The sequence below is a fragment of the Mesorhizobium sp. M0292 genome (assembly GCF_040321695.1).
Taxonomy (GTDB): domain Bacteria; phylum Pseudomonadota; class Alphaproteobacteria; order Rhizobiales; family Rhizobiaceae; genus Mesorhizobium.
Genome location: NZ_JAMYSB010000006.1, coordinates 265,609 through 286,518 on the forward strand (window position 1 = coordinate 265,609; position 20,910 = coordinate 286,518).

15 protein-coding genes and 2 tRNA genes are annotated in these 20,910 nt (G+C 62.7%); 5 read left to right on the forward strand and 12 right to left on the reverse strand.

The window, feature by feature from the left end; all coding sequences use genetic code 11:
* Positions 1-32: 32 nt before the first annotated feature.
* The 3 genes from NKI96_RS12430 to NKI96_RS12440 form a co-directional block, all read right to left on the reverse strand.
* Positions 33-3,488, reverse strand: coding sequence for an SPOR domain-containing protein (locus NKI96_RS12430; RefSeq protein ID WP_352804590.1), 3,456 nt, complete (start codon positions 3,486-3,488; stop codon positions 33-35).
* A 103-nt stretch (positions 3,489-3,591) separates the two neighbouring features.
* Positions 3,592-5,355, reverse strand: coding sequence for an arginine--tRNA ligase (gene argS / locus NKI96_RS12435; RefSeq protein ID WP_023681655.1), 1,764 nt, complete (start codon positions 5,353-5,355; stop codon positions 3,592-3,594).
* 62 nt (positions 5,356-5,417) lie between these two features.
* Positions 5,418-6,632 carry a deoxyguanosinetriphosphate triphosphohydrolase gene (locus NKI96_RS12440; protein WP_023729964.1) on the reverse strand — a complete coding sequence of 405 codons (1,215 nt, stop codon included), beginning with the start codon at positions 6,630-6,632 and terminating at the stop codon, positions 5,418-5,420.
* A 76-nt stretch (positions 6,633-6,708) separates the two neighbouring features.
* Here NKI96_RS12440 and erpA point away from each other — a divergent pair, with 76 nt between their 5' ends.
* From erpA to NKI96_RS12460, 4 genes are all read left to right on the forward strand, one after another.
* Positions 6,709-7,056, forward strand: a complete 348-nt coding sequence (gene erpA / locus NKI96_RS12445; protein WP_031199080.1) for an iron-sulfur cluster insertion protein ErpA — start codon at positions 6,709-6,711, stop codon at positions 7,054-7,056.
* Between the two features lie 4 nt (positions 7,057-7,060).
* A complete protein-coding gene (locus NKI96_RS12450; RefSeq protein ID WP_023691101.1) occupies positions 7,061-7,453 on the forward strand; it encodes a VOC family protein in 393 nt (130 codons plus the stop codon).
* An 8-nt stretch (positions 7,454-7,461) separates the two neighbouring features.
* Positions 7,462-8,256, forward strand: a complete 795-nt coding sequence (gene xth, locus NKI96_RS12455; RefSeq protein WP_023667698.1) for an exodeoxyribonuclease III — start codon at positions 7,462-7,464, stop codon at positions 8,254-8,256.
* Between the two features lie 116 nt (positions 8,257-8,372).
* Complete coding sequence (locus NKI96_RS12460; RefSeq protein ID WP_352804595.1) at positions 8,373-8,627, forward strand: hypothetical protein; 255 nt, start codon at positions 8,373-8,375, stop codon at positions 8,625-8,627.
* A gap of 201 nt (positions 8,628-8,828) precedes the next feature.
* Here NKI96_RS12460 and NKI96_RS12465 read toward each other — a convergent pair whose 3' ends face one another.
* From NKI96_RS12465 to NKI96_RS12505, 9 genes are all read right to left on the reverse strand, one after another.
* Positions 8,829-9,653 (reverse strand): tetratricopeptide repeat protein, encoded by an 825-nt coding sequence (locus NKI96_RS12465; RefSeq protein ID WP_023667701.1) that lies wholly within the window; start codon positions 9,651-9,653, stop codon positions 8,829-8,831.
* Positions 9,640-11,364 carry a dihydroxy-acid dehydratase gene (ilvD, locus tag NKI96_RS12470; protein ID WP_023753370.1) on the reverse strand — a complete coding sequence of 575 codons (1,725 nt, stop codon included), beginning with the start codon at positions 11,362-11,364 and terminating at the stop codon, positions 9,640-9,642. The genes NKI96_RS12465 and ilvD overlap by 14 nt, the downstream gene beginning before the upstream one ends.
* Positions 11,365-11,652: 288 nt before the next feature.
* Positions 11,653-12,873 carry an OmpP1/FadL family transporter gene (locus NKI96_RS12475; RefSeq protein ID WP_352668741.1) on the reverse strand — a complete coding sequence of 407 codons (1,221 nt, stop codon included), beginning with the start codon at positions 12,871-12,873 and terminating at the stop codon, positions 11,653-11,655.
* A 358-nt stretch (positions 12,874-13,231) separates the two neighbouring features.
* Positions 13,232-16,015, reverse strand: coding sequence for a valine--tRNA ligase (locus NKI96_RS12480; RefSeq protein ID WP_352804600.1), 2,784 nt, complete (start codon positions 16,013-16,015; stop codon positions 13,232-13,234).
* Between the two features lie 266 nt (positions 16,016-16,281).
* On the reverse strand, positions 16,282-17,178 hold the full coding sequence (locus NKI96_RS12485) for a PopZ family protein (RefSeq protein ID WP_352804603.1): 897 nt from the start codon (positions 17,176-17,178) through the stop codon (positions 16,282-16,284).
* Positions 17,179-17,508: 330 nt separating this feature from the next.
* The gene (locus NKI96_RS12490) at positions 17,509-18,894 is read right to left on the reverse strand and encodes a TolC family outer membrane protein (protein WP_023691095.1); all 1,386 of its coding nucleotides are present in this window, start codon (positions 18,892-18,894) and stop codon (positions 17,509-17,511) included.
* Positions 18,895-19,080: 186 nt separating this feature from the next.
* Positions 19,081-19,755, reverse strand: a complete 675-nt coding sequence (locus NKI96_RS12495) for a protein-L-isoaspartate O-methyltransferase family protein (protein WP_023667707.1) — start codon at positions 19,753-19,755, stop codon at positions 19,081-19,083.
* A 108-nt stretch (positions 19,756-19,863) separates the two neighbouring features.
* A tRNA-Cys gene (locus NKI96_RS12500) sits at positions 19,864-19,937 on the reverse strand.
* Between the two features lie 334 nt (positions 19,938-20,271).
* Complete coding sequence (locus NKI96_RS12505) at positions 20,272-20,532, reverse strand: PGPGW domain-containing protein (protein ID WP_023667708.1); 261 nt, start codon at positions 20,530-20,532, stop codon at positions 20,272-20,274.
* Positions 20,533-20,763: 231 nt separating this feature from the next.
* Here NKI96_RS12505 and NKI96_RS12510 point away from each other — a divergent pair.
* Positions 20,764-20,838 (forward strand) — tRNA-Asn (locus tag NKI96_RS12510).
* Positions 20,839-20,910: the final 72 nt, after the last annotated feature.

Below are 20,910 nucleotides of genomic sequence, written 5' to 3' on the forward strand. Positions count from 1 at the left end.
GAACGCACCGGCTCTGATAATTGGATCCGGCCTTACCGAGACACGAAGCAGTTGCCGCCGGCAGCCTTGTAGCTGGTGCACAGATTGATCGCATCGTTGCGCGATTGCGCAGGCACCCGGACACGGTAGAAGGTGCCCTTGCCGGCGATCTCCGCCTTGACGATGTTGGCGGTGCGACCGGCGAGCACATTTCCATAGCGGCGCTGCAGGTCGGCGTAGTTGGCCTGGGCGCTTTCGACCGTCGGCTGCGAAGCGATCTGCATCGACCACGAACCGCCCGATGTCGAAGCCGTCGCCGGGATGGAGGCAACCTGGTCGGGCTTGACCTCGCCGACCACGTCGACCGGCTGGTCGGACGGGCGCTGCGGCGCCACGGCAACCGTCTGCGGCGTGTTGGCGGACTGGGTCTCAGCCTTCGGCGCAGCCGCCGGCTTCACCGGCTTGACCGGCTTGGCGGTCTCGGCACTTGCCTGGTCGCTATTTGCCTGATCGGCAGGCGCCACGGTGCCGGTCTGCTCGGCATCGGCCGAAGGGGCGACGTGCTGCGGCGCCGGGTCAAGCGGCTCAGTCGCCGCAACCTGCGGCGCGGCCGGCGTCGAGTCCTCGCGTGCCACCAACGAGCCGTCGGGCTTGACCACCATGGTCCGCACCTTGCGCGGGGCAACGGCGACCGTATCGGGGTTCTTCTCGGCTTCCTGCAGCACCTGCGCAATGCGGTCCTCGGATTTTGGCGCCGGCGCGACAGCCGCGTCGGGGTTGCCGGCAGCGTCGGGGTTGACGGCAGCTTCGGGGTTGCCGGCAGCGTCGGGGCCTGGGGCAGTATCGTCGGGCGACAGATCGACGACGCGGCTTTCAGGCTCCTGCGCCTTCACATCGACCGGCTCTTCGGTGTTGGTGACCAGCTTCTCCTGAACCGGCTCGGCCGGCTTGGTGCCCTTGGCGACCGCATCATAAACCTTGTTGTCCTGGTTCGGCACCACGGCGCCGCCCGGATTTTCGGGCTTGACCTTGATCGGCCTGTTGTCGGCTTTGACAATGACCGGCGCATCGCTGCCGCCCTTGCCGCCGAACGACAAGGCGAAGGCGCCAAGGCCGCCGGCAATCGCAACCGCAGCAACGACCCCCGCGACCAGCAGCCCGCTCCTGCGCGGCCGTGCGGCTTCCTGCTCGGCGAGGCCCGGCACCGCCATTGCCTCGTCCAGATCCGGATCGTAGTCGAGTTCGTCGACCGCGAAATCGTCGGCCTGCGAAACCGGCTGGCTGCCGGGCAGATCGTCCATGTCGAAGCCGCCGGCGGCATCGGCGTGGTGAGCTTGCGTGGCTGCAAGCACTTCGGCTGGCCGCGCCGCATAGGCGCGCTGGTCGAGCTCGTGGCCCGAACTGAAGCTGGAACTGTAGGAATCGTCATCATAGCCGGCACTGCGTGCGGCAGTGGGCGGCGCCACTTCCACCGCGTTCATGTCGTTGAGCATGCCGGCGAATTCGGCGTCGATGTCGTCATAGGCGGCCGGCTCGTCTTGCTCGAAGCTGAGTTCTGGAATGTCGAGGTCGTCGGCAATCGCCACCACACGCTCCGGCACATCGACCGTCTCGACATCCGGCATCTCGTCATAGGCCTGAGGCGGCGCCTGGCGCGATGGCGTCGGCGCCACATAGGCAGCAGCGGCAACCGGCTGGTCGCGATAGCTTGGCGCTGCCGCCGGCGGCATGGACGGCTTTTCTGCAAAAGAAGCTTGCGGCTGCGCTGCAAAAGAAGGTTGCGGCTGCGCTGCAAAGGAAGGCTGGGCCGGGGTGGGAGTCACGCGGCTCCACGAACGCGCCGGCTCCGGCGGCGTCGAGCGCCAATCGCCAGCGACCGGTGCTGCCGTATCGTCATGACCGAGATCGATGCCCTTGGCCAGCGCCGCGTCGAAGGCGTGATCATCGAACTCGATCTCGGGCACATGGCCTTCAAGTTCGCCGGCAAGCAGATCGTCGAAATCGGCATCGTCCGCCTGGGCCTCCTGAGGAGCAGGCGCGTGTTCGTCCAGGTCCCAGTCGAGATTATCGACCGGAGCGACCGGCGTCGCGACGGACCGCTGCACCGGGGCAACCGGCTCATAAGTCCTGGTGGGCTCGATGGCGGCAGCCCTGGTGGGCTCGGTGACCACCGGAATCGGGGCGACTGGCGCCGGGCGTGGTGTGGTCATGGCGCCAAGCAGCGCGTTGAGTTCATCTTCCAACGTCCGTTCGTCAGCGACCGGAGCGGCCGGGGTCGCCATATTGGTAGGCGCCACATAGGCTGGTGCGACCGGAGTTGGCTGAACCGGAGCGGGTGCGGTCTCGGCCACCGGCTCGTGATCGGCAAGCGCATCATCGATGCTCAGATCGAAATCGTCGAATGCTTCGTGCGCAGTCTCATGAGAGGGGCTGGCCTCCACGGTCCAGGCCGGCGTCTCGTCCACTTCCGGCGCATCCATCTCAACCGGCGCGCTGGCCTGCAGATCGCTGACATCCAGATCGCGCTCTTCCGGATCCTCGGCCTCAACAGGCTGAGCCTCGAAAGCCTGAGGCTCGAAATGCTCGGCCGCAAAATCCTGGGCTGCAAAATCCTGGGCTGCAAAATCCTGGGCCGCAAAGTCCATGTCGACATCGGCCATCGCGTCATCGAAATGACCCGCAAAATCCTCGTCGGCAACAGCGTGGTCGGCGGAGCCGACGGCGTCGAAGGTATGGATCGGCGCCTCGGCTACTGGCGCGGCATACTGGTCCTGCGCCGGCGCAGGACCGTCCAGCGTCAGCTCGTCTTCCAGCGACATCGAGACGGCATTGTCGAAATCATCGTCGAACGCGAGATCGTCGGCAGGCGCAGCAGCAACCTGCGCGACATCTGCGGCATGGGCGACGGTCGCATCGTCATCGAGCAGCAACCCCTGCTCGAGCGAAGCGGCAAGCTCGTCATCCATCGGCAGGTCGTCTTCGAGCGGCGATACGTTTTCCAGTGAACTGGCCACGGCATTGTCGAAATCGTCATCGAATGCAGCTTCGTCGGATGCGGGCTCGGCAAACCAAGGTTCGGCAACCGAGGGTTCAACGGGAGCAGCCGCAGCCTGCGGGGCAGCGCCGAAATCCAGATCGGCGGCATCGTCGAAGACGAAATCATATTCCAGCGAAGCAGCCAGCGCATCGTCCATCGCGGCATCGGTGGTTTCGAAAGCCGGCTCGCGAATCTCGGCAGCAGGTTCGTAGGGCTCAGCGGCAGGCTGGTGAACCTCGGGAGCTGGCTGGCTGGCCTCCATGGAACCGACTTCATCGCCGAATTCGCCCATCAACTCCTTCTCGAGGTCGATGTCGAAATCGCCCTCGTCCGCAGCCGTCTCGACGGCTGGCGCCTGCGGCTTGACCGGCTGGCGCGGATCGAAACCCATGATCCTGGTCAGTTCAGCGAACGGATCATCTTCGGCGATGTCGTTGTTGTCGGCTACTCTCAGCTGGGTTCTGTCTGCCATTATTGTTCCCGAACTCGCACTCATTCGGACGCCATGGACGTCGCGTAGGGTTGGCCCTTACCAGCGCAATGTGGGCAAATGGTGACAGGTGTTTTAGTTAAACCTAACGCATCTCAGTGGGCGCATCAGCCCCAATCAGCGTCAGGCCGGAGGTCAAAACATCCGAAACAGCCTGCACCAGCCCTAGTCTGGCATGAGTCAATTGTCGGTCGTTAACCTTAACAAAACGTAAGTCGGCATTCTCGGTGCCCCGATTCCAGTGTCCATGGAAGCTGGAAGCCAGATCGTAGAGGTAGAATGCCAGCCGGTGCGGCTCCAGCGCAAGGGCCGCAGATTCGACCAACCGGGGATATTCAGCCAGCTTCCGGATCAGGCCGATCTCGCCCTCATCGGTGAGCGACGCCGAGGCCGCGGCCAGGCTGTTGCGGTCGAAATTGGCCTCGCCCAGTTGCTCGCTCGCCTGCCGGAACACCGAATGACAGCGCGCCGAAGCGTACTGCACGTAGAACACGGGATTGTCCTTGGACTGTTCGGTGACCTTGGCGAAATCGAAGTCGAGCGGCGCGTCGCTCTTGCGGTAGAGCATCATGAAGCGGATCGCATCGCGGCCCACCTCCTCCACCGCTTCGCGCAAGGTCACGAAGTCGCCCGACCGCTTCGACATCCGAACCGGTTCGCCATCGCGAAACAGCTTCACCAGATTGCACAGCAGCACCGTGAGTTGCAGCTTCAGATCATCGCCTGCAATCGCCCGCGCCAGCGCTTCCAGCCGCTTGACGTAGCCGCCATGGTCGGCGCCCAGCACATAGATCAGGCCGACGAAACCGCGGTCGACCTTGTCCTTGAGATAGGCGACGTCGGCGGCGAAATAGGTGAACGAGCCGTCGGACTTGACCAGCGCCCGGTCCATGTCGTCGCCGACCGCCGTCGAGCGAAACAGCGTCTGCTCGCGGTCTTCCCAGTCGTCCGGCTTCTCGCCCTTGGGCGGCGGTAGCTTGCCCTTGTAGATATGGCCTTTCAGCGTCAGATCGTTGATCGCCGAGCGGATTTTTTTGGCATTGTCGGCATGCAGCGTGCGCTCGGAGAAGAAAACGTCGTGATGCACATTGAGCAACGCCAGATCCTCGCGGATCATCACCATCATGGCGTCGATCGTGCGGTCCTTGACGATTGCCAGCGACTCATCGTCGGGCATCTGCAAGAGCTTGCGGCCAAATTCGGCAGCCAGCGCCTGACCGACCGGCACAAGGTAATCGCCGGGATAGAGGCCGGCCGGTATCTCGCCAATGTCGTCGCCCAGCGCTTCGCGGTAGCGCAGGAAGGCCGAACGCCCGAGCACGTCGATCTGCGCGCCGGCGTCGTTGATGATGTATTCCTTGGTGACGTCATAGCCGGCGAAGGCCATCAGATTGGCGAGCGTGTCGCCGACAACCGCGCCCCGGCAATGGCCGACATGCATCGGCCCGGTCGGATTGGCCGAGACATATTCGACATTGGTCTTCTTGCCGCCACCAATGGTCGAGCGGCCGTAGTTTTGCCCCTCGCCGAGCACCGCGGTCAGATGTGCCTGCCAGAAAGCGTCCTTGAGCCGGAGATTGACGAAGCCGGGACCGGCGACGTCGGCTTCGGCAACATCGGCGTCGCTGCGCAGCACTTCCACCAGCCGCTCGGCCAGCGCCCGCGGGTTGTGCCCTGTCGGCTTGGCCAGTACCATCGCCGCATTGGTGGCGAGATCGCCATGGCTGGCGTCGCGCGGCGGCTCGACGGCGATGCGCGACAGGTCGGGCGAAACGCCATTACTGTCTTTCAAATCAAGCGCTTCGACGGCTTTTGTGATTCGCGCGCTGAAATCGGCGAAGATGTTCATGGGTCTTGCTCTGGCGGACTGTGCAGGGGAACCGGCTCATTGGCCGGCAAATCGCGCCCGCCCTAGCTTAAATCGGGCGTATGGTCAAACAGACGGCGGTGTTCCTTCAAGGCGTAGGTATCCGTCATCCCCGCCAGGAAATCGGCGACGCTGCGCGCCTTGATGCGGTCCTCCGCCCGGTCGAGCCCCTCCCGCCAACCGTCCGGCATGGCGCGCGGATCGGCGAAATAGACATCGAACAGGTCGCGCACGATCTGCTCGGCCTCAATGCGAACGCGCATCACCTCGTCATGCCGGTAGAGATGCTTGTAAAGAAAGGTCTTCAAATCCTTCTCGGTCGCCGCCATGTCTGCGGAAAAGGTCACCATCGTCTCGCCCGCCGCCCGCACCGCTTCGGCGCTGTCAGGCTTGATGCGCTCCAGATTGGCGGTGGTGGAAACAATGACGTCCTCGACCATCATCGTGATCTGCCGGCGCATCAGCTCATGGCCGGTGCGCACATCGTCCAGGCCCGGATAGCGCGCGCGCACGCTTGCCAGGATCGATCCCGGCAGCGCCACCGTTTCCAGCATGTCCAAGGTCAGGAAGCCGGAGCGCAGGCCGTCGTCGATGTCATGGGTGTTGTAGGCGATATCGTCGGCGATCGCAGCACATTGCGCCTCGATGCCGGCGAAATGGTCGAGTTCGAGGTCGTGCAACTCGGAATAGTCGCGGATCGCCTGCGGCACCGGGCCTTTGAGCCCTTTTCCCTTGGCGTCGGTCAGCGGGCCATTGTGCTTCACCAGGCCTTCCAGCGTTTCCCAGGTCAGGTTCAGCCCGTCGAACTCGGCATAGCGCCGCTCCAGCCGCGTCACCACGCGCAGCGACTGCGCATTGTGGTCGAAGCCGCCCCATTGGGCCATCCGCTCGTTCAGCGCGTCCTCGCCGGTATGGCCGAACGGCGTGTGACCGAAATCGTGCACCAAGGCGACCGCCTCGGCCAGATCCTCGTCGCCGCGCAGCGCTCGCGCCAGAGCCCGCGCAATCTGCGCCACCTCGATCGAATGCGTCAGCCGGGTGCGGTAGTGATCTCCTTCATGGGCGACGAACACCTGCGTCTTGTGCTTCAGGCGGCGGAAGGCAGTCGAATGAATGATACGGTCACGGTCGCGCTGGAATGGCGTGCGAGTCGGGCTCTCGACCTCGTCATAGAGCCGCCCGCGCGACCTGGCTGGGTCGCTGGCATAGGCCGCGCGCGGCCGATAGCCGAACCCAATGTCGCCAAGCTCATTTGTCATGGCTGATGCCGCCGCAGTTGACTTGCCCCTTCCCGCTTCATACCTATCATGTGAAACTGAAAGCAAGGTGACGCCCATGGGCGCTGATGCCAAGACTGCCATGAAAGTCGAGATGACCGAGTCCGCCGCCAGGCGGATCGCGAAAATCGTCTCTGGCGAGGCCGGCAAGACGGCGCTGCGCGTCTCCGTAGAGGGCGGCGGCTGCTCCGGCTTTTCCTACAAGTTCGACCTGGTCAATACGCGCAACGACGACGACGTCGCCATCGAAAAGGACGGCGCCACCGTGCTGATCGACGATTTGTCGCTGGTCTATATGGGCGGCTCGGTGATCGACTTCGTCGACGATCTGATGGGCCAATCGTTCCAGATCCGCAACCCCAATGCAGTCGCCTCCTGCGGCTGCGGCACCAGTTTCTCCATCTAGGCAGATGTCCGGCGTCGGCGCGGTCCGTCAGGTCGCACTGTCGGCCGGGCGCGATCTCGACGTGACGCTGGCCTTCTGGCGCGATGTGCTCGGCCTCAACGTTCACGCCCGCTACGATCCGCCGGGCATCGCCTTCATCATGGCCGGTGATATCAGGTTGCTGTTCACCGATGGCGTTCCGGCCGGCACCGTCTATCTCGATATAGCCGGGCTCGAAGCCTTCCACGCCGAGGCGAAAGCGTCCGGCGTTCCCTTCACCGCACCGCCGGCGCTCGTCCACAACGACACCGAAGGCACGTTCGGAACGGCGGGGGAAAGCGAGTGGATGGCCTTTCTAAAGGACCCGGCAGGCAATACGATCGGGCTTGTCGAACGTCTTTCGCCCGAACATCCCTGAGGCCGCCCATGAAAATCGTTACCTGGAACATAAACGGCATTCGCGCCCGCATCGGCAACCTCACCCACTGGCTGAGCGAAAGCCAGCCCGACATCGTCTGCCTGCAGGAGATCAAGTCGGTCGACGAGCAGTTCCCGCGCGCCGAGATCGAGGCGCTTGGCTACAACGTGGAAACCCATGGCCAGAAGGGCTTTAACGGCGTCGCCCTACTGTCGAAACTTCCGTTCGACGAGGTTATCAGAGGCCTGCCCGGTGATGACGCCGACGAGCAGGCGCGCTTCATCGAGGGCGTGTTCTCGACCGACCAGGGCGCGCTGCGCGTCGCCTCGCTCTATCTGCCCAACGGCAATCCCATCGATGACGAGAAGAAATTTCCTTACAAGCTGGCCTGGATGGAGCGGCTGCATCGCTGGGCCGAGCAGCGGCTGCTTCTGGAGGAGGCGCTGGTGCTGGCCGGCGACTACAATGTCATCCCCGAGCCGGTCGATGCGCGCTTCCCCGAGAACTGGCTTGGCGATGCGCTGTTCCAGCCGCAGACCCGGCAGGCCTTCCGGCGACTGAAGAATCTCGGCTTTACCGAGGCGGTGCGCGCCGTCACCGATGCCGCCGACGTCTACACCTTCTGGGATTACCAGGCCGGCGCCTGGCAGAAGAACAACGGCATCCGCATCGACCATCTGCTGTTGTCACCCGAAGCGGCCAACCGCTTTTCCTCGGCCTCGATCGAAAAGCATGTGCGCGCCTGGGAAAAGCCTTCCGACCACGTGCCGGTGGCGATCGATCTGGCGCTGCTGCCGGCTTGATATCAGCCGAAACCCTGATGTCGCCACAATCGCGCCATTCAGTCAGAGATCAGCATGGCGGCTGGGGTTCCATGGCACTACGATTCCTCCTTTGTCCAATCGGCCTGGCATTTGCCATGGCCTCCCCTGCAGCGGCACTTGCCGACCAGCAGTGCCTGGCCAATGGCAAGTCCTACCAGGTCGGCCAGGTCACCTGCCTGACGGTTTCAGACAAGAGCCATATGGCCCGCTGCGACCTGGTGCTCAACAACACCTCATGGACCAAGATCGGCGACGGCTGCCCCGACAGCACGATGAAGCCGCATCTGCACGTCACGCCGATCTCGATGCCGGTACACAGAGCGGCGCCGGCGGAACTCACCGAGAACTGATGGATGTGAGCTAATCTCCCCCCTTGAGGGGGAGATGGCCGGCAAGCCAGAGGGGGGCGCGAAGAAATGCGACCTTTCGGTCAAACAAGCTCACCCTCTCAGTCCAACCCGGGCAAACTTTAGTCAACTGAAATGCCAGCGGGACAGCGCCCCCCTCTGCCCTGCCGGGCATCTCCCCCTCAAGGGGGGAGATTGGCAATTTCACTGGTCGCCGCCGCCCTTGGTCAGGATGTCGTCGGCAAGCGAAATGGCAGTGCGACGGTCGGCTTCGCCGGCGGCGGCAAATGCCTCTTCCTGCATGCCGCGGATCCACGGCTGGTCGCTCGGCGAGGCGCGTTCGAGCGCGGCGGTCATCATGGCCAGCCCGCGCACGATCTTGCCGCTCTGGAACAGAAGATTGCCGAGCGTCGCCTGGGCGCCGGCATGGCCTTTTTCGGCGGCGAGCTGGAACCAGCGGCCGGCCTGCTTGACGCTGGCCTTGACGCCGCCCTCGCCCTTCAAAAACATCTGGCCCATCTCGAACTGAGCGTTCGGGTTGCGGTAATTGGCGGCCGCGCGCATGTAATATTCCTGCGCCGCGACCTCGTTTTCCTCGACCGGGCTGCCGGGGATGCCTGTCCGGAGATAGTCGCCCAGCGCCACCAGCGCGTCGGAGACATAGCTTTCCTCCGGCGATCCCGGCTCGACATCCTGATCGACGATCTCGGAGAAGAATTTGAAGGCCGCATAGTCGTCGCGCGTCACGCCGTCGCCTTCGGCGTACATGCGCGCGAGCTTCCAGGTGGCGCCGATCTGGCCGTTCTCGGCGGCGTATTTATAGGCCTCGACCGCCTGTTCCTTGTGGCCGCTCTTGTAGGCGGAGAAGCCGAACTGGAACACGGCCCATGGGCTCGATTGCGGCTTCACGCCGGTCTTGTCGTCGAACACCTTGTCGTCGAAGGCCATGGCCTGGCCCACGGCGCCAAAGATCGCAACAGCGACCAGTGCCGGAAGGACAGACGACCTCAACAACTCAGATATCCGCATAGCAATGTGTTTCTTTGGCACCGCCCGGATGGGTGACCGCGCCGTCGCGGGCAGGCCCTACCGTCTGTGCGTATTTCCAGATCGCGCCCGACTGATAGTCGGTCGTGCGCGCCTTCCAGGCCTTCGCCCGCGTTGCCAGTTCGGCCTCGGACAAATCGACCGCGATCGTGCCTTTGGTTGCATCGATCGAGATCACATCGCCGTCTTTCAAGAGCCCGATCGGGCCGCCAACGGCAGCTTCGGGCCCGACATGGCCGATGCAGAAACCGCGCGTCGCGCCCGAAAAACGACCGTCGGTGATGAGGGCGACCTTGCCGCCCATGCCCTGGCCGTAGAGCGCCGCAGTCGTCGACAGCATCTCGCGCATGCCCGGGCCGCCGCGCGGACCTTCGTAACGGATGACGAGAACCTCGCCTTCCCGGTAGTTGCGGTGCGTGACCGCCTCGAAACATTCCTCTTCCGAATCGAAACAGCGCGCCGGACCTGAGAATTTCAGCTCCGTCATGCCCGCGACCTTCACGATCGCGCCTTCGGGGGCAAGGTTGCCCTTCAAGCCCACGACACCGCCGGTTTGGGTGATTGGACGGTTGGCGGGACGGACCACATCCTGGCTATCATTCCAGGCAACATGCTCCATGTTTTCGGCCAAAGTACGGCCAGTCACGGTCATGCAGTCGCCATGGAGATAGCCGTGGTCGAGCAGCGTCTTCATCAACAGCGGAATGCCGCCGGCCTCGAACATGTCCTTGGCGACATATTTGCCGCCCGGCTTGAGGTCGGCGATGTAGGGCGTCTTCTCGAAAATCGCGGCAACGTCGAACAGGTCGAACTTGATGCCTGCCTCATGCGCGATCGCCGGCAGGTGCAAAGCCGCATTGGTCGAGCCGCCGGTGGCCGAAACCACGGTCGCCGCATTCTCCAGCGCCTTCAGCGTGACGACGTCGCGCGGCCGGATGTTCTTGGCGATCAGCTCCATGATCTTTTCGCCGGAGGCGAAATTGAAGCGGTCGCGCATCTCGTAAGGCGCCGGCGCACCGCAGGAGTACGGCAGCGCCAGGCCGATCGCCTCGGCGACGGTGGCCATGGTGTTGGCTGTGAACTGGGCCCCGCAGGAGCCGGCGGACGGACACGCCGCCTGCTCGATCTCGAGCAGTTCGGCATCGCTGACCGTGCCGACCGAATGCTGGCCGACTGCTTCGAACACGTCCTGCACAGTGATCTGGCGGCCGCGATAGGAGCCCGGCAGGATCGAGCCGCCATAGATGAAGATCGAAGGCACGTTGAGCCGCACCATGGCCATCATCATGCCGGGCAGCGACTTGTCGCAGCCGGCAAGGCCGACCAGCGCATCGTAGCAATGGCCGCGCATGGTGAGTTCGACCGAGTCGGCAATGACATCGCGCGACACCAGCGACGACTTCATGCCCTGGTGGCCCATGGCGATACCGTCGGTGACGGTGATGGTGCAGAATTCGCGCGGCGTGCCGTTGGCGGCCGCGACGCCTTTCTTGACCACTTGCGCCTGGCGCATCAGCGAGATGTTGCAAGGTGCCGCCTCGTTCCAGCAGGAAGCAACGCCGACCAGCGGCTGCGCGATCTCGGCTGCCGACAACCCCATCGCATAGAGATACGAACGATGCGGCGCACGCGCCGGACCAACGGTCACATGGCGGCTAGGCAGCTTGGCCTTGGAAATGACTTTGGCGTCCATACTCTTCCTTGCCGCGGGCGGTGCGGCCTGCCTCATCGCCGAGCCTTCTGGCGCGTGTCCCGAGACAAATTCGAGGTGCGCCGGGTTTATGGCGGGAAATGGGCAATTTGGTCGAGCGGGACCGTAGTGCGGGGGTTGGTCGGGAACTGTTGCCAAAACGTCACAATCGCGAGAGGCCAAAGTTGTGCGGCGGATTTGCAACGCAGGCCCTTGCCGATCCGATCTGACGCTAACCGCGCAACAAAAAGGCCGAGCGCTACCCAGCCTTTTGTTTTTATTTCCAAAGACTTAGAACTTAATTTTAACGCCACCAGAAATAGCTGTGACCAGATCGTTGCCGAAATCATAGCTGGAGTCTTCGCCAGCAACATAACCATTCTCTCCGGCCAATGTGCCGGAATGGCCGCTGGTCAGCACGCCGACCGCACCGCCCAAGCGAACTTCAACGTTTGGGGTCGGTGTATAGGCGACGCCGCCACCCAACGTCCAAGTGTCGGTCTGCGCACCGTAGCCATGCGAAGTTCCCCTATCCCAAGCTAGCTGACCGGCAGCACTCCACTGATCGTTGAACTTGTGACCAATACCGCCCGAAACAGTCCAGCCATCACGATACATCAGATCGAGCGACGTCACTTGACCCGGACCGTTCGTGAAACACACCGCTGGGGGAGCGAGGCCGGTCGGGCAGATTGGAACACTTTGCAGCACACTCCAGTTCACCCACTTGATCGAACCGAAGGCTAGCCAGCCTGGAGCGATACCCGACTGCAATTTCAACTCCAAGGAATCAGGCATGTACTGCGTGGAGCCGTAGATGGGCCTGACGATGGTCCCTCCCAAGCCATCCGGCAAAGTCAGCGAGCCAGAGATATTGTCGAGCTTAACCTGTGAATTGTAGACCAGACTCGCGCGCAGCGCGATGTCGGGGATTTCGTAAGCAACGCCAGCGCGCCAGCCCCAACCGCTGGTCTCCAGGTCGACACGACCTGTCAACGCCGGAAGGAGGTTCACTAGGCTTTCCTTGAAGCCCGAGATATCCTGATAGAACACGCCACCGATAAAACGGAGCTGACCCTTACCGGCATCAAACTTGTATGAGCAGGTGCCGGCGTAGTTGTTGCTCTTGATATCGGTTTCTGTATTAGAAAACGCACCGTTCCAAGCGGCACCCGGCGCAGTGTGGGCACCCCAAGGCTGCGAATAGTCGACCATGCAGTCGACACCCTGCACAACCTGAACTTTCATTCCGATACGCGGCACCCAATAGCCCTCGGCACCATCGGCCGAAGTGCCCAGGCCAAGGTCTTGCTTCGCTGGACCGAGGGCATTCTTGTACTTGCGATCCGGCATCACATAAGTCGCTTCGGCTTCCGTCGCGAACGGCGAGGCATCGAACAGCAGATCGATATCGTAGCCGCCGCGCTCCAGGCCGCCGGCATGAACGGAACCGATCAGGCCCAGCGAAAAACACCCCGCCCCCAGCAGTGTTTTCAAACGCAAATTGTTCATGGATGTCCTCCCCGAAATACTAGTGCGTCAAGCTAGAACCAATTCGGGTTAACGGCGCAACAATGAATTCAAATAGCGTACATGTACACTCTTGCGGACCGCATTTCGAACACAGTGGCCGCCCTGGCCGGCCGGTCCGAAAATGACCATTTGAGCGGCACACTGGGAAAAAATCAGAAAAAGTCGCTCAAAACGGCACGAAAACCGGCTATTTTGCCGGCATTCGGCCCCATTGTTACATTATGGCAACAATGGGGCTGAAACTTTCCGTTTACGTCAATATTAACGTTACGGAATGCCTATTTTTCGAGCAAAAGAACCTTCGCGAAGCGCTGCAAGCGTCTCGCGAATCCGGCGCTCAGCCGGCGTCGCGCACCCGGGTCAACGCCACCGAAAGCTTCTCCTGCTGATCACGGTATTCCGCGAGTTTTTCGCGCTCGGCCGCGACGATCTCTTCCGGCGCGCTGGCGACGAACCGTTCGTTCGACAGCTTCTTGTGCAGCCGCGCGATTTCCTCGGTCACCTTGGCCAGTTCCTTCTGCAGCCGCGCCGCCTCGGCGGACAGATCGATCAGGCTGCCGAGCGGCAGGCAGATCGTCGCCTCGTTGAGCACGATCTGGGCCGAGCCCTTGGGTGCGCCGTCCTGCAGCGAGATGTCGCCTACCCGCGCCAGCCGCTTGATGGCGGACGCATGGCGTTCCAGCCTCTGGTGAGTCTCGGCGCTGGCGCCGACCACCACCAGCGGCGCGATCGCCGCCGGCGGCACGTTCATTTCAGAGCGCACGGAGCGAATACCGGAGACCAGATCGACCAGCCAATTGATGTCGGCGGCTGCATCGGCGTCCTCGAAGTCGGGCGACGGCCAGGCGGCGTGGCACAGCAGCGTTGCGCGCGTCCTGCCCTCACCTGCCGTCTGCGCCCACAGCTCCTCCGTCATGAACGGCATCATGGGGTGAAGCAGCTTGTAGATCTCGTCGAGCACGAAGGCGACGCAGGCGCGGCTTTCGGCTTTGGCCGCCTCGTCAGTGCCCATGAACACCGGCTTGAGCAGTTCGAGATACCAGTCGCAAAACAGGTTCCAGACGAAGCGGTAGGCAGCCCCTGCCGCCTCGTTGAAGCGGTATGAGGTGATGCCCTCGGTGATCGCGTGCGACGCCCGGGTCAATTCGGTCAGGATCCAGCGGTTGACCGGCAACTTGGCGTCGTTCAGCCAGAAATCATCATTGCGCGCGACCTCGTTCATCTCGGCAAAGCGTGTCGCGTTCCACAGCTTGGTACCGAAATTGCGGTAGCCGGCGATGCGCGCCGGATCGAGCTTCACGTCGCGCCCCTGCGCCGCCATCACCGTCAGCGTGAAGCGCAGTGCATCGGCGCCAAACTCGTCGATGAGGTCGAGCGGATCGATGACGTTGCCTTTCGACTTCGACATCTTCTGCCCGTTCTTGTCGCGCACCAGCGCATGCACATAGACGGTGTGGAACGGCTCCTCGTGCATGAAATGCAGGCCCATCATCATCATCCGGGCGACCCAGAAGAAGATGATGTCGAAACCGGTCACCAGCACGTCGGTCTGGTAATAGGTCTTCAGCTCCGGCGTGTGATCCGGCCAGCCCAGTGTCGAGAACGGCCACAGTGCGGACGAGAACCAGGTGTCGAGCACGTCCTCGTCGCGGCTCAGGATTTCGCCCGGCTTGAAGGTCTCGAGCTTGTCCTCGACCCAGGCCTTCCACGGGCCTTCCAGCGCCAGATAATATTCAATCGCGGCGCCCAGCGCCTCTTCCTCGGTCTTCTCGACGAAGACGCGGCCGTCCGGCCCGTACCAGGCCGGGATCTGATGACCCCACCACAGCTGGCGTGAAATACACCAGGGCTGAATGTTCTCCATCCAGTCAAAATAGGTCTTTTCCCAGTTCTTCGGCACGAAGTTGGTACGGCCTTCACGCACCGATGCGATCGCCGGCTTGGCGAGCTCGGCGGCGTTTGCATACCACTGCTCGGTCAGAAACGGCTCGATCGGCACGCCGCCGCGGTCGCCATGCGGCACGGCGTGGCGGTGCGGCTCGATCTTGTCGAGGAAGCCGCCGGTCTCCATCAGCTCGACGATTTTCTTGCGCGCGACGAAACGGTCGAGACCGTCGAGCTCGTCCCAGACGGCCTGACGCTCCGGCGTCACGTCGAGCCCGGCGAGAAAATCCTCATTATCCCTGAGCGTTATTGCCGCCTCGATGGTCAGGATGTTGATCGCCGGCAGCTTGTGGCGCTTGCCGACCTCGAAATCGTTGAAGTCGTGCGCCGGCGTGATCTTGACCGCGCCGGAACCCTTTTCCGGGTCGGAATACTCGTCAGCCACAACCGGGATTTTCCGGCCGACGATCGGCAGCACGACATTTTTCCCGACCAGATGCCGGTAGCGCTCGTCGTCCGGGTGCACGGCAACCGCCGTATCGCCAAGCATCGTCTCGGGCCGTGTCGTCGCCACGGTAATGAAGGTCGCCGAATTTTCCGGATCGAAAGTCTCGCCTTCGATCGGATAGCGGAAGTGCCAGAGATTGCCGTTGATCTCCTGGGGCTCGACCTCCAGGTCGGAGATCGCCGTCAACAGCTTCGGGTCCCAGTTCACAAGGCGCTTGTCCTTGTAGATCAGCCCTTCCTTGTAGAGGCTGACGAATACTTCGAGCACGGCCTTGGACAGGCCTTCATCCATGGTAAAACGTTCGCGCGACCAGTCCGCCGAGGCGCCGAGCCGCTTCAGCTGGTTGAAGATGGCGCCGCCGGACTCGGCCTTCCACTCCCAGACCTTCTCGATGAACTGCTCGCGGGTGAGATCGCGGCGATGGATCTGCTCCTCCATCAGCTGGCGCTCGACCACCATCTGGGTGGCGATGCCGGCATGGTCCATGCCCGGCTGCCACAGCACGTTCTTGCCGCGCATGCGCTCGAAGCGCACGAGTATGTCCTGTAGCGTGTTGTTGAGTGCGTGGCCCATATGCAGCGAGCCGGTGACGTTGGGCGGCGGGATGACGATGGTGAAGGCCTCCGCCCCCTCCTCGGCGCCGGCGCCGGCGCGAAATGCGTCCGCCTCTTCCCAGATTTTGGCGATCCTGGGCTCGACGGTCTTGGCGTCGTAGGTCTTTTCAAGCATGGGAAAGTGGTCCGCGCGGTCGGGAGTTTTGCTGACCCGGTGTAAATCGGAAGGTTTTGGCCAAGTCAACCGCGAGGGCTGCCTCAGTCCTTCAACGCAAATAGGCGGGGCCCTGGTCATTTCAACGGGAAGGCCATGCGTGCACCTTCATCGTCAGCGATCCCGACGGTAACCTGATCGTGTTCGCGACATCGGCCGGAAGCTGACCTGCAGCGAAAGCTCCGCCCGAAGGCGGCGCTTTAATCCGGAACGGGCTGTGGTAGTGCCTACTGCGCGCCGCGCGCGACGCGCTCGATTTCCTCGCGCACCAGCCGCTCGACCAGCGTCGGCAGGTTGTTGTCCAGCCAGTCCTGCAACATCGGCCGCAGCATCTCCTCGGCCATCTCGTCGAAGGTCTTCTTGCTGCGGCTGGCAAAGGCGTCGGAGAGCTCGCCGAAGGCCGCAGCGACCTGCCGTCCCGTATGTTCCGAAACGATCGCCGGCCGAACCGGAGTTGTATCGGCCGTGCGCGCGTGCTCGCTGCGCGAAGGATGAGGCTCGAAAGCCGGCTCGGCAGCGAGATCGTCTTCGAAAGCCTCGACCTCCGCGATTGCTGCCTGCCGATTTTCAGTCTCTGGCTGCCTGATCTCCGGCTGCCTGATCTCGGGCCGCCGTACTGTGTCAGCCGGTTTTGCCTGATTGCCAACGGCCGCGATTTCGCGGCGCCAATCCGTGACGATCGAGTCGGTGGTTTCCGCCTTTGCCCGCACTGCAGCTTCTGCCCTGACGGCGGGAGCTGGCTCACTGGCTATCCTGGCGCTTACTTCCGCCAATGTCATCGGAGCATGCGCGGGTGGCGCGGCGGTCGTGGCATTTGCCGCAATGGCCGGCTTCACTGGCGACGGGTCGGAGCGCGGCTCCAGCCGCGCAACCACCGGCTCGGCCAGTTGGGCCTGCACCTCGGCCAGCGTCACCGGCTTCTTGCTTTCGGTCGAGCTGTGCAATTCGCTGCGGAAGGCCTCGACATCCGAAACAGGCCCGGCGGCCGGCACAAGGTCCTGTCGCAACTCATCGGCGTCGCCCGGCAGCTTGCGGCCGGTGTCGCTGTCTTCGATGATCCTCCTGATGGAAGCCAGTATTTCTTCCATGGAAGGTTCGCGCTGTGCGCTGCTTGCCGTCGCCATCGTCACATCCGCCGCCCCCGCGCATGATCCCGAAAATCGATCTTCGATTTTCGAAGAGGATCAGGCGCAAAATCAAAGTTCTACAGCCTCCTTTGCGCATCCATCGGACGCGTGGCGCTGTAGTGACCCGTTCCTGGATTCCTGTCCGGCAAAGCCGGATACGAATCATGGCGACAGCGTAGCCGACGGATCGCCATCCGAGAATCCCCAATCTCGGAAGACGCCGGATTTCAACAATTTAGGCTACAAAAGACAAACGCCGCACATCCTTGGGAAGCGCGGCGCTACGATACTTTCAATCTTGGCGGGATTTGAACCGCTCAGTCGCGATCAACGACCGTCCGGCGTACGCAGCCCGATCCATTTGTCCTTGACGGCTCTGTAGTGCTCTTCAGGCTTGTACTTCACCACATTCAACGCCAGGCGATCGGCCGACAGGCGGCCCATGGCCGACAGGATGGCGTAGCTCGCTACAACCACATCGCGCTCGGAGCTGGCGAGGTCGATCTTTGCCGAGATGACGGCGTTCTGGGCATTCAACACGTCGAGCGTGGTGCGCTGTCCGACATTGCGCTCCTCGATGACGCCGTTGAGCGCCAACTGTGCGGCCGCGATCACCTGCCGATTAGCGTCGACGCTTTCACGCGCTGCGATGTATTGCGTCCATGCCGAGGTCACGGCCTGGCGCACCGAGTCACGGCTGACATCCACCTCGATGCGAGCCTGGCTGAGCGATTCCTTCGACTGACGAACGAGTGCGGAGGTACGGCCGCCCGAATAGATCGGAACGGTCAGCGTCGCGCCGACGGTGGCGGCATTGGAATCGCCGTCCGAATCCCCCGCGCCAGGTACGGTATTTTGATAGACATGGGAAAGGCCGGCACTGGCAGTCAACTGCGGCAGCAACGCACCCTCCTGCGTCTTTACATCAAATCCGGCTGCATCGACGGAATGTAGGGCGGCCAGGATGGCCGGATGCTCGTTCGATGCAATGCCGATCGCCGCCTCGAGACTCCTCGGCAACAGCTTCGCCAACGGCGACGCGGCCTTCAGCTTGCCCGGCTCGTCACCGACGATCTGATGATAGGTTGCCGCACTGGCCAGAGCCTGCGCACGGGCAGCACTCAATTGCGCCACCGCGGCCGAACGCGACGCGTCGGCCTGCGCCACATCGGTGCGCGTGCCCTCGCCGACCTCGAAGCGCGAGCGTGCCGCGCGCGCCTGCTCGGTCAGGAACTGCAGATTCTGTTCGGTCAGCACCGCCACCTGGCGGTCGCGAATCACGTCCATATAGGCGCTCGCCGCGTTGAACAGCGTGTTCTCTTCGGTGTTGCGCAGGCCCTCGACCGAGGCCCTCACCTGTGCAGCGGCCGACGCGACCCTGTTCTTGGTCTGGAAGCCGTCGAACAGCGTCTGATCAATCCGAACGCCGAAGCTGCCGGTGGTCAATGCCAGGCTCGCGTTCCTGCCGTTTAGGTGCCTGGAGGTGTAATCGATATCAGCCGAACCAGTGATCACCGGGCGATAGCCCGACTTGGCGATCGCCACGCCCTCATCGGTGACGCGCACGCCGGCACGGGCCGAATTCAGCGAGGAATTGTTCTGGTAGGCCTTGGAAAGCGCGCCGAGAATGGTTTCCGCAGAGGCGGCTATCGGCGAAAGCGCTGTCGCGGAAATGAGGACAGTAACAAACAAACTCTTGGCTAAGGACGGCACTTTATATCCCTCATTCGTTTTTGCACGGGAACCACGCCACGCCAGCCCATCCCTAGGGATCGGCCAGCGCCGCGTCGATGTATCGTTCCCCCGCTGACAGCCTCCCGAAACCCCGGTTAACCAATCAGCAACGATTGTTCAATCGCAAGCCAACATGACAGAGTCTTTGCTGCAAGGCAAAATCACTTAGAACTCGAAGGCATGAATGCGTTCAAATCCGGGTAGTGGCTTAATTGCCGCATTAAATGCCCGTCTTCCGGTTACAACCCCCCCTGCATTGAAAAAGAGCCGGGCTACGCCCGCATTGCCCTGCCCTTCCACAGCCACCAGCCGGCCGCCTTCGGCAAGCTGGTCAAGCAGCGCCGCAGGCACTTTCTCGACGCTGCCGCCGATGAGAATCACATTGTAGGGCGCCTTGGCGGCATGACCTTGCGGCAGTGGGCCGGTGACCACGGTGACGTTATCGCAGCCCTGCGCCGAAAGCGCCGCTTTGGCTGCTTCCGCCAGTGTGGTATCGCTTTCCAGCGCCACGACGGATTTGGCCAGCCTGGACAGCAGCGCCGCGGAATAACCGGTGCCGCAGCCGACATCGAGCACCGAATCGCCGGCGTCGATCTCGGCCAACTGCAAAAGCTTGGCCAGTGGCGACGGCTCCATGAGGTAGCGCGCACCGCTGCCATCGGCGCCGTCGGAGATGCGGATATCCTCGTCGATATAGGCGAGAGCCTGTTGGCCGGCCCCGACAAAGGCCTCGCGCGGCACGGCAAGCATGGCATCGAGCAATGCTGCGTCGGTCACATCGGTGGTGCGGACCTGGCCGTCGACCATCTTGACGCGAAGTTCGGAGAAATCAGCGCTCATGTCCCAACCAATCCGTCAAAGCCAATGCGCTGAAATGCGCTTGTCGCGCCGACACTGCGGCGCATTCGACCGGAACTCAAGCCCCCGGCATGCGGGAGTTGAAGCGATTGGAGGCCTCGCCCGGAATCGAACCGGGGTGCAAGGATTTGCAGTCCTCTGCGTAACCACTCCGCCACGAGGCCTCATCGCTCCCGGCGAGCGAACTCAATATGGTGGCAGCGAAAGGTCGTCAAGCGTCCGCGCGGCATTCCGGCGCGCTTTCCTCATCAGCCGCCGCAACGGGGTTCCCGAGCGGTTTCAGCGCTTGGCGCACCGGCATATTGGCCGCTCCTCAAGCATGGCTGCGCGACCGGCGAAACTCGAACCCGCGGCTTTACGCAGCGGGTGCAAACTGGCTTCCACCGTAAACGCGCGGCTGACACCAGGGCTGCCGTTCTCAAGGAGATATTCGAGGGGAAGGTCTGCGAGGGGCTGGAAGCGAAGCGTCCACTGAACCGGGACCGCGCGCCATCGCTTTCAATTTGGCCGGCGACGCCGTTCCCACCAGACGACGAACCGGCGCCGCAGGCGGCGCACCGCGGCAAATTCGTAGGAAAGCACCAAAAGGCCGAGCGGAATCATCCAGAAGCCGAGAATCGGCAGGAAACCGAGAAGGCCGAAAAACACCAGCATGATACCGATGGCGATCCTCAGCCCGCGCGAGCGCGGCATGGTGAACTCGCGCCCGAACACCGAGATTTTCCGCGCCGGTGCCTGGTTTTCGTCTGCTGCAGTCATGTCGAAAGTCGATCCGGTTGCCTTCGATAAAGCCATATGCGCTAAAGGCTGCAATCGCCTTTCAGGTTCCGCCGACCAAGGTCCGACGGCGCCCAAGACGGCTCATATGTGGTGTCATCCGGCGATTGCCAGAAACCATTGGGTGAAAATGCGCTAAAAAATGCGAAATGCTTCTTTGCAAAGCCGAAAAGGGTTTGCTATAGGCTGCGCCACTCACATGAGAGCCTCTATTCCCCGGTAGCTCAGTGGTAGAGCAACCGGCTGTTAACCGGTTGGTCGCTGGTTCGAATCCGGCCCGGGGAGCCACCGCCTTTTCTAAGCCGTGGTGCGATCTTGTACACTACAGCGCCATTGTCCGCGCACTTCGGTCCGCTTAGT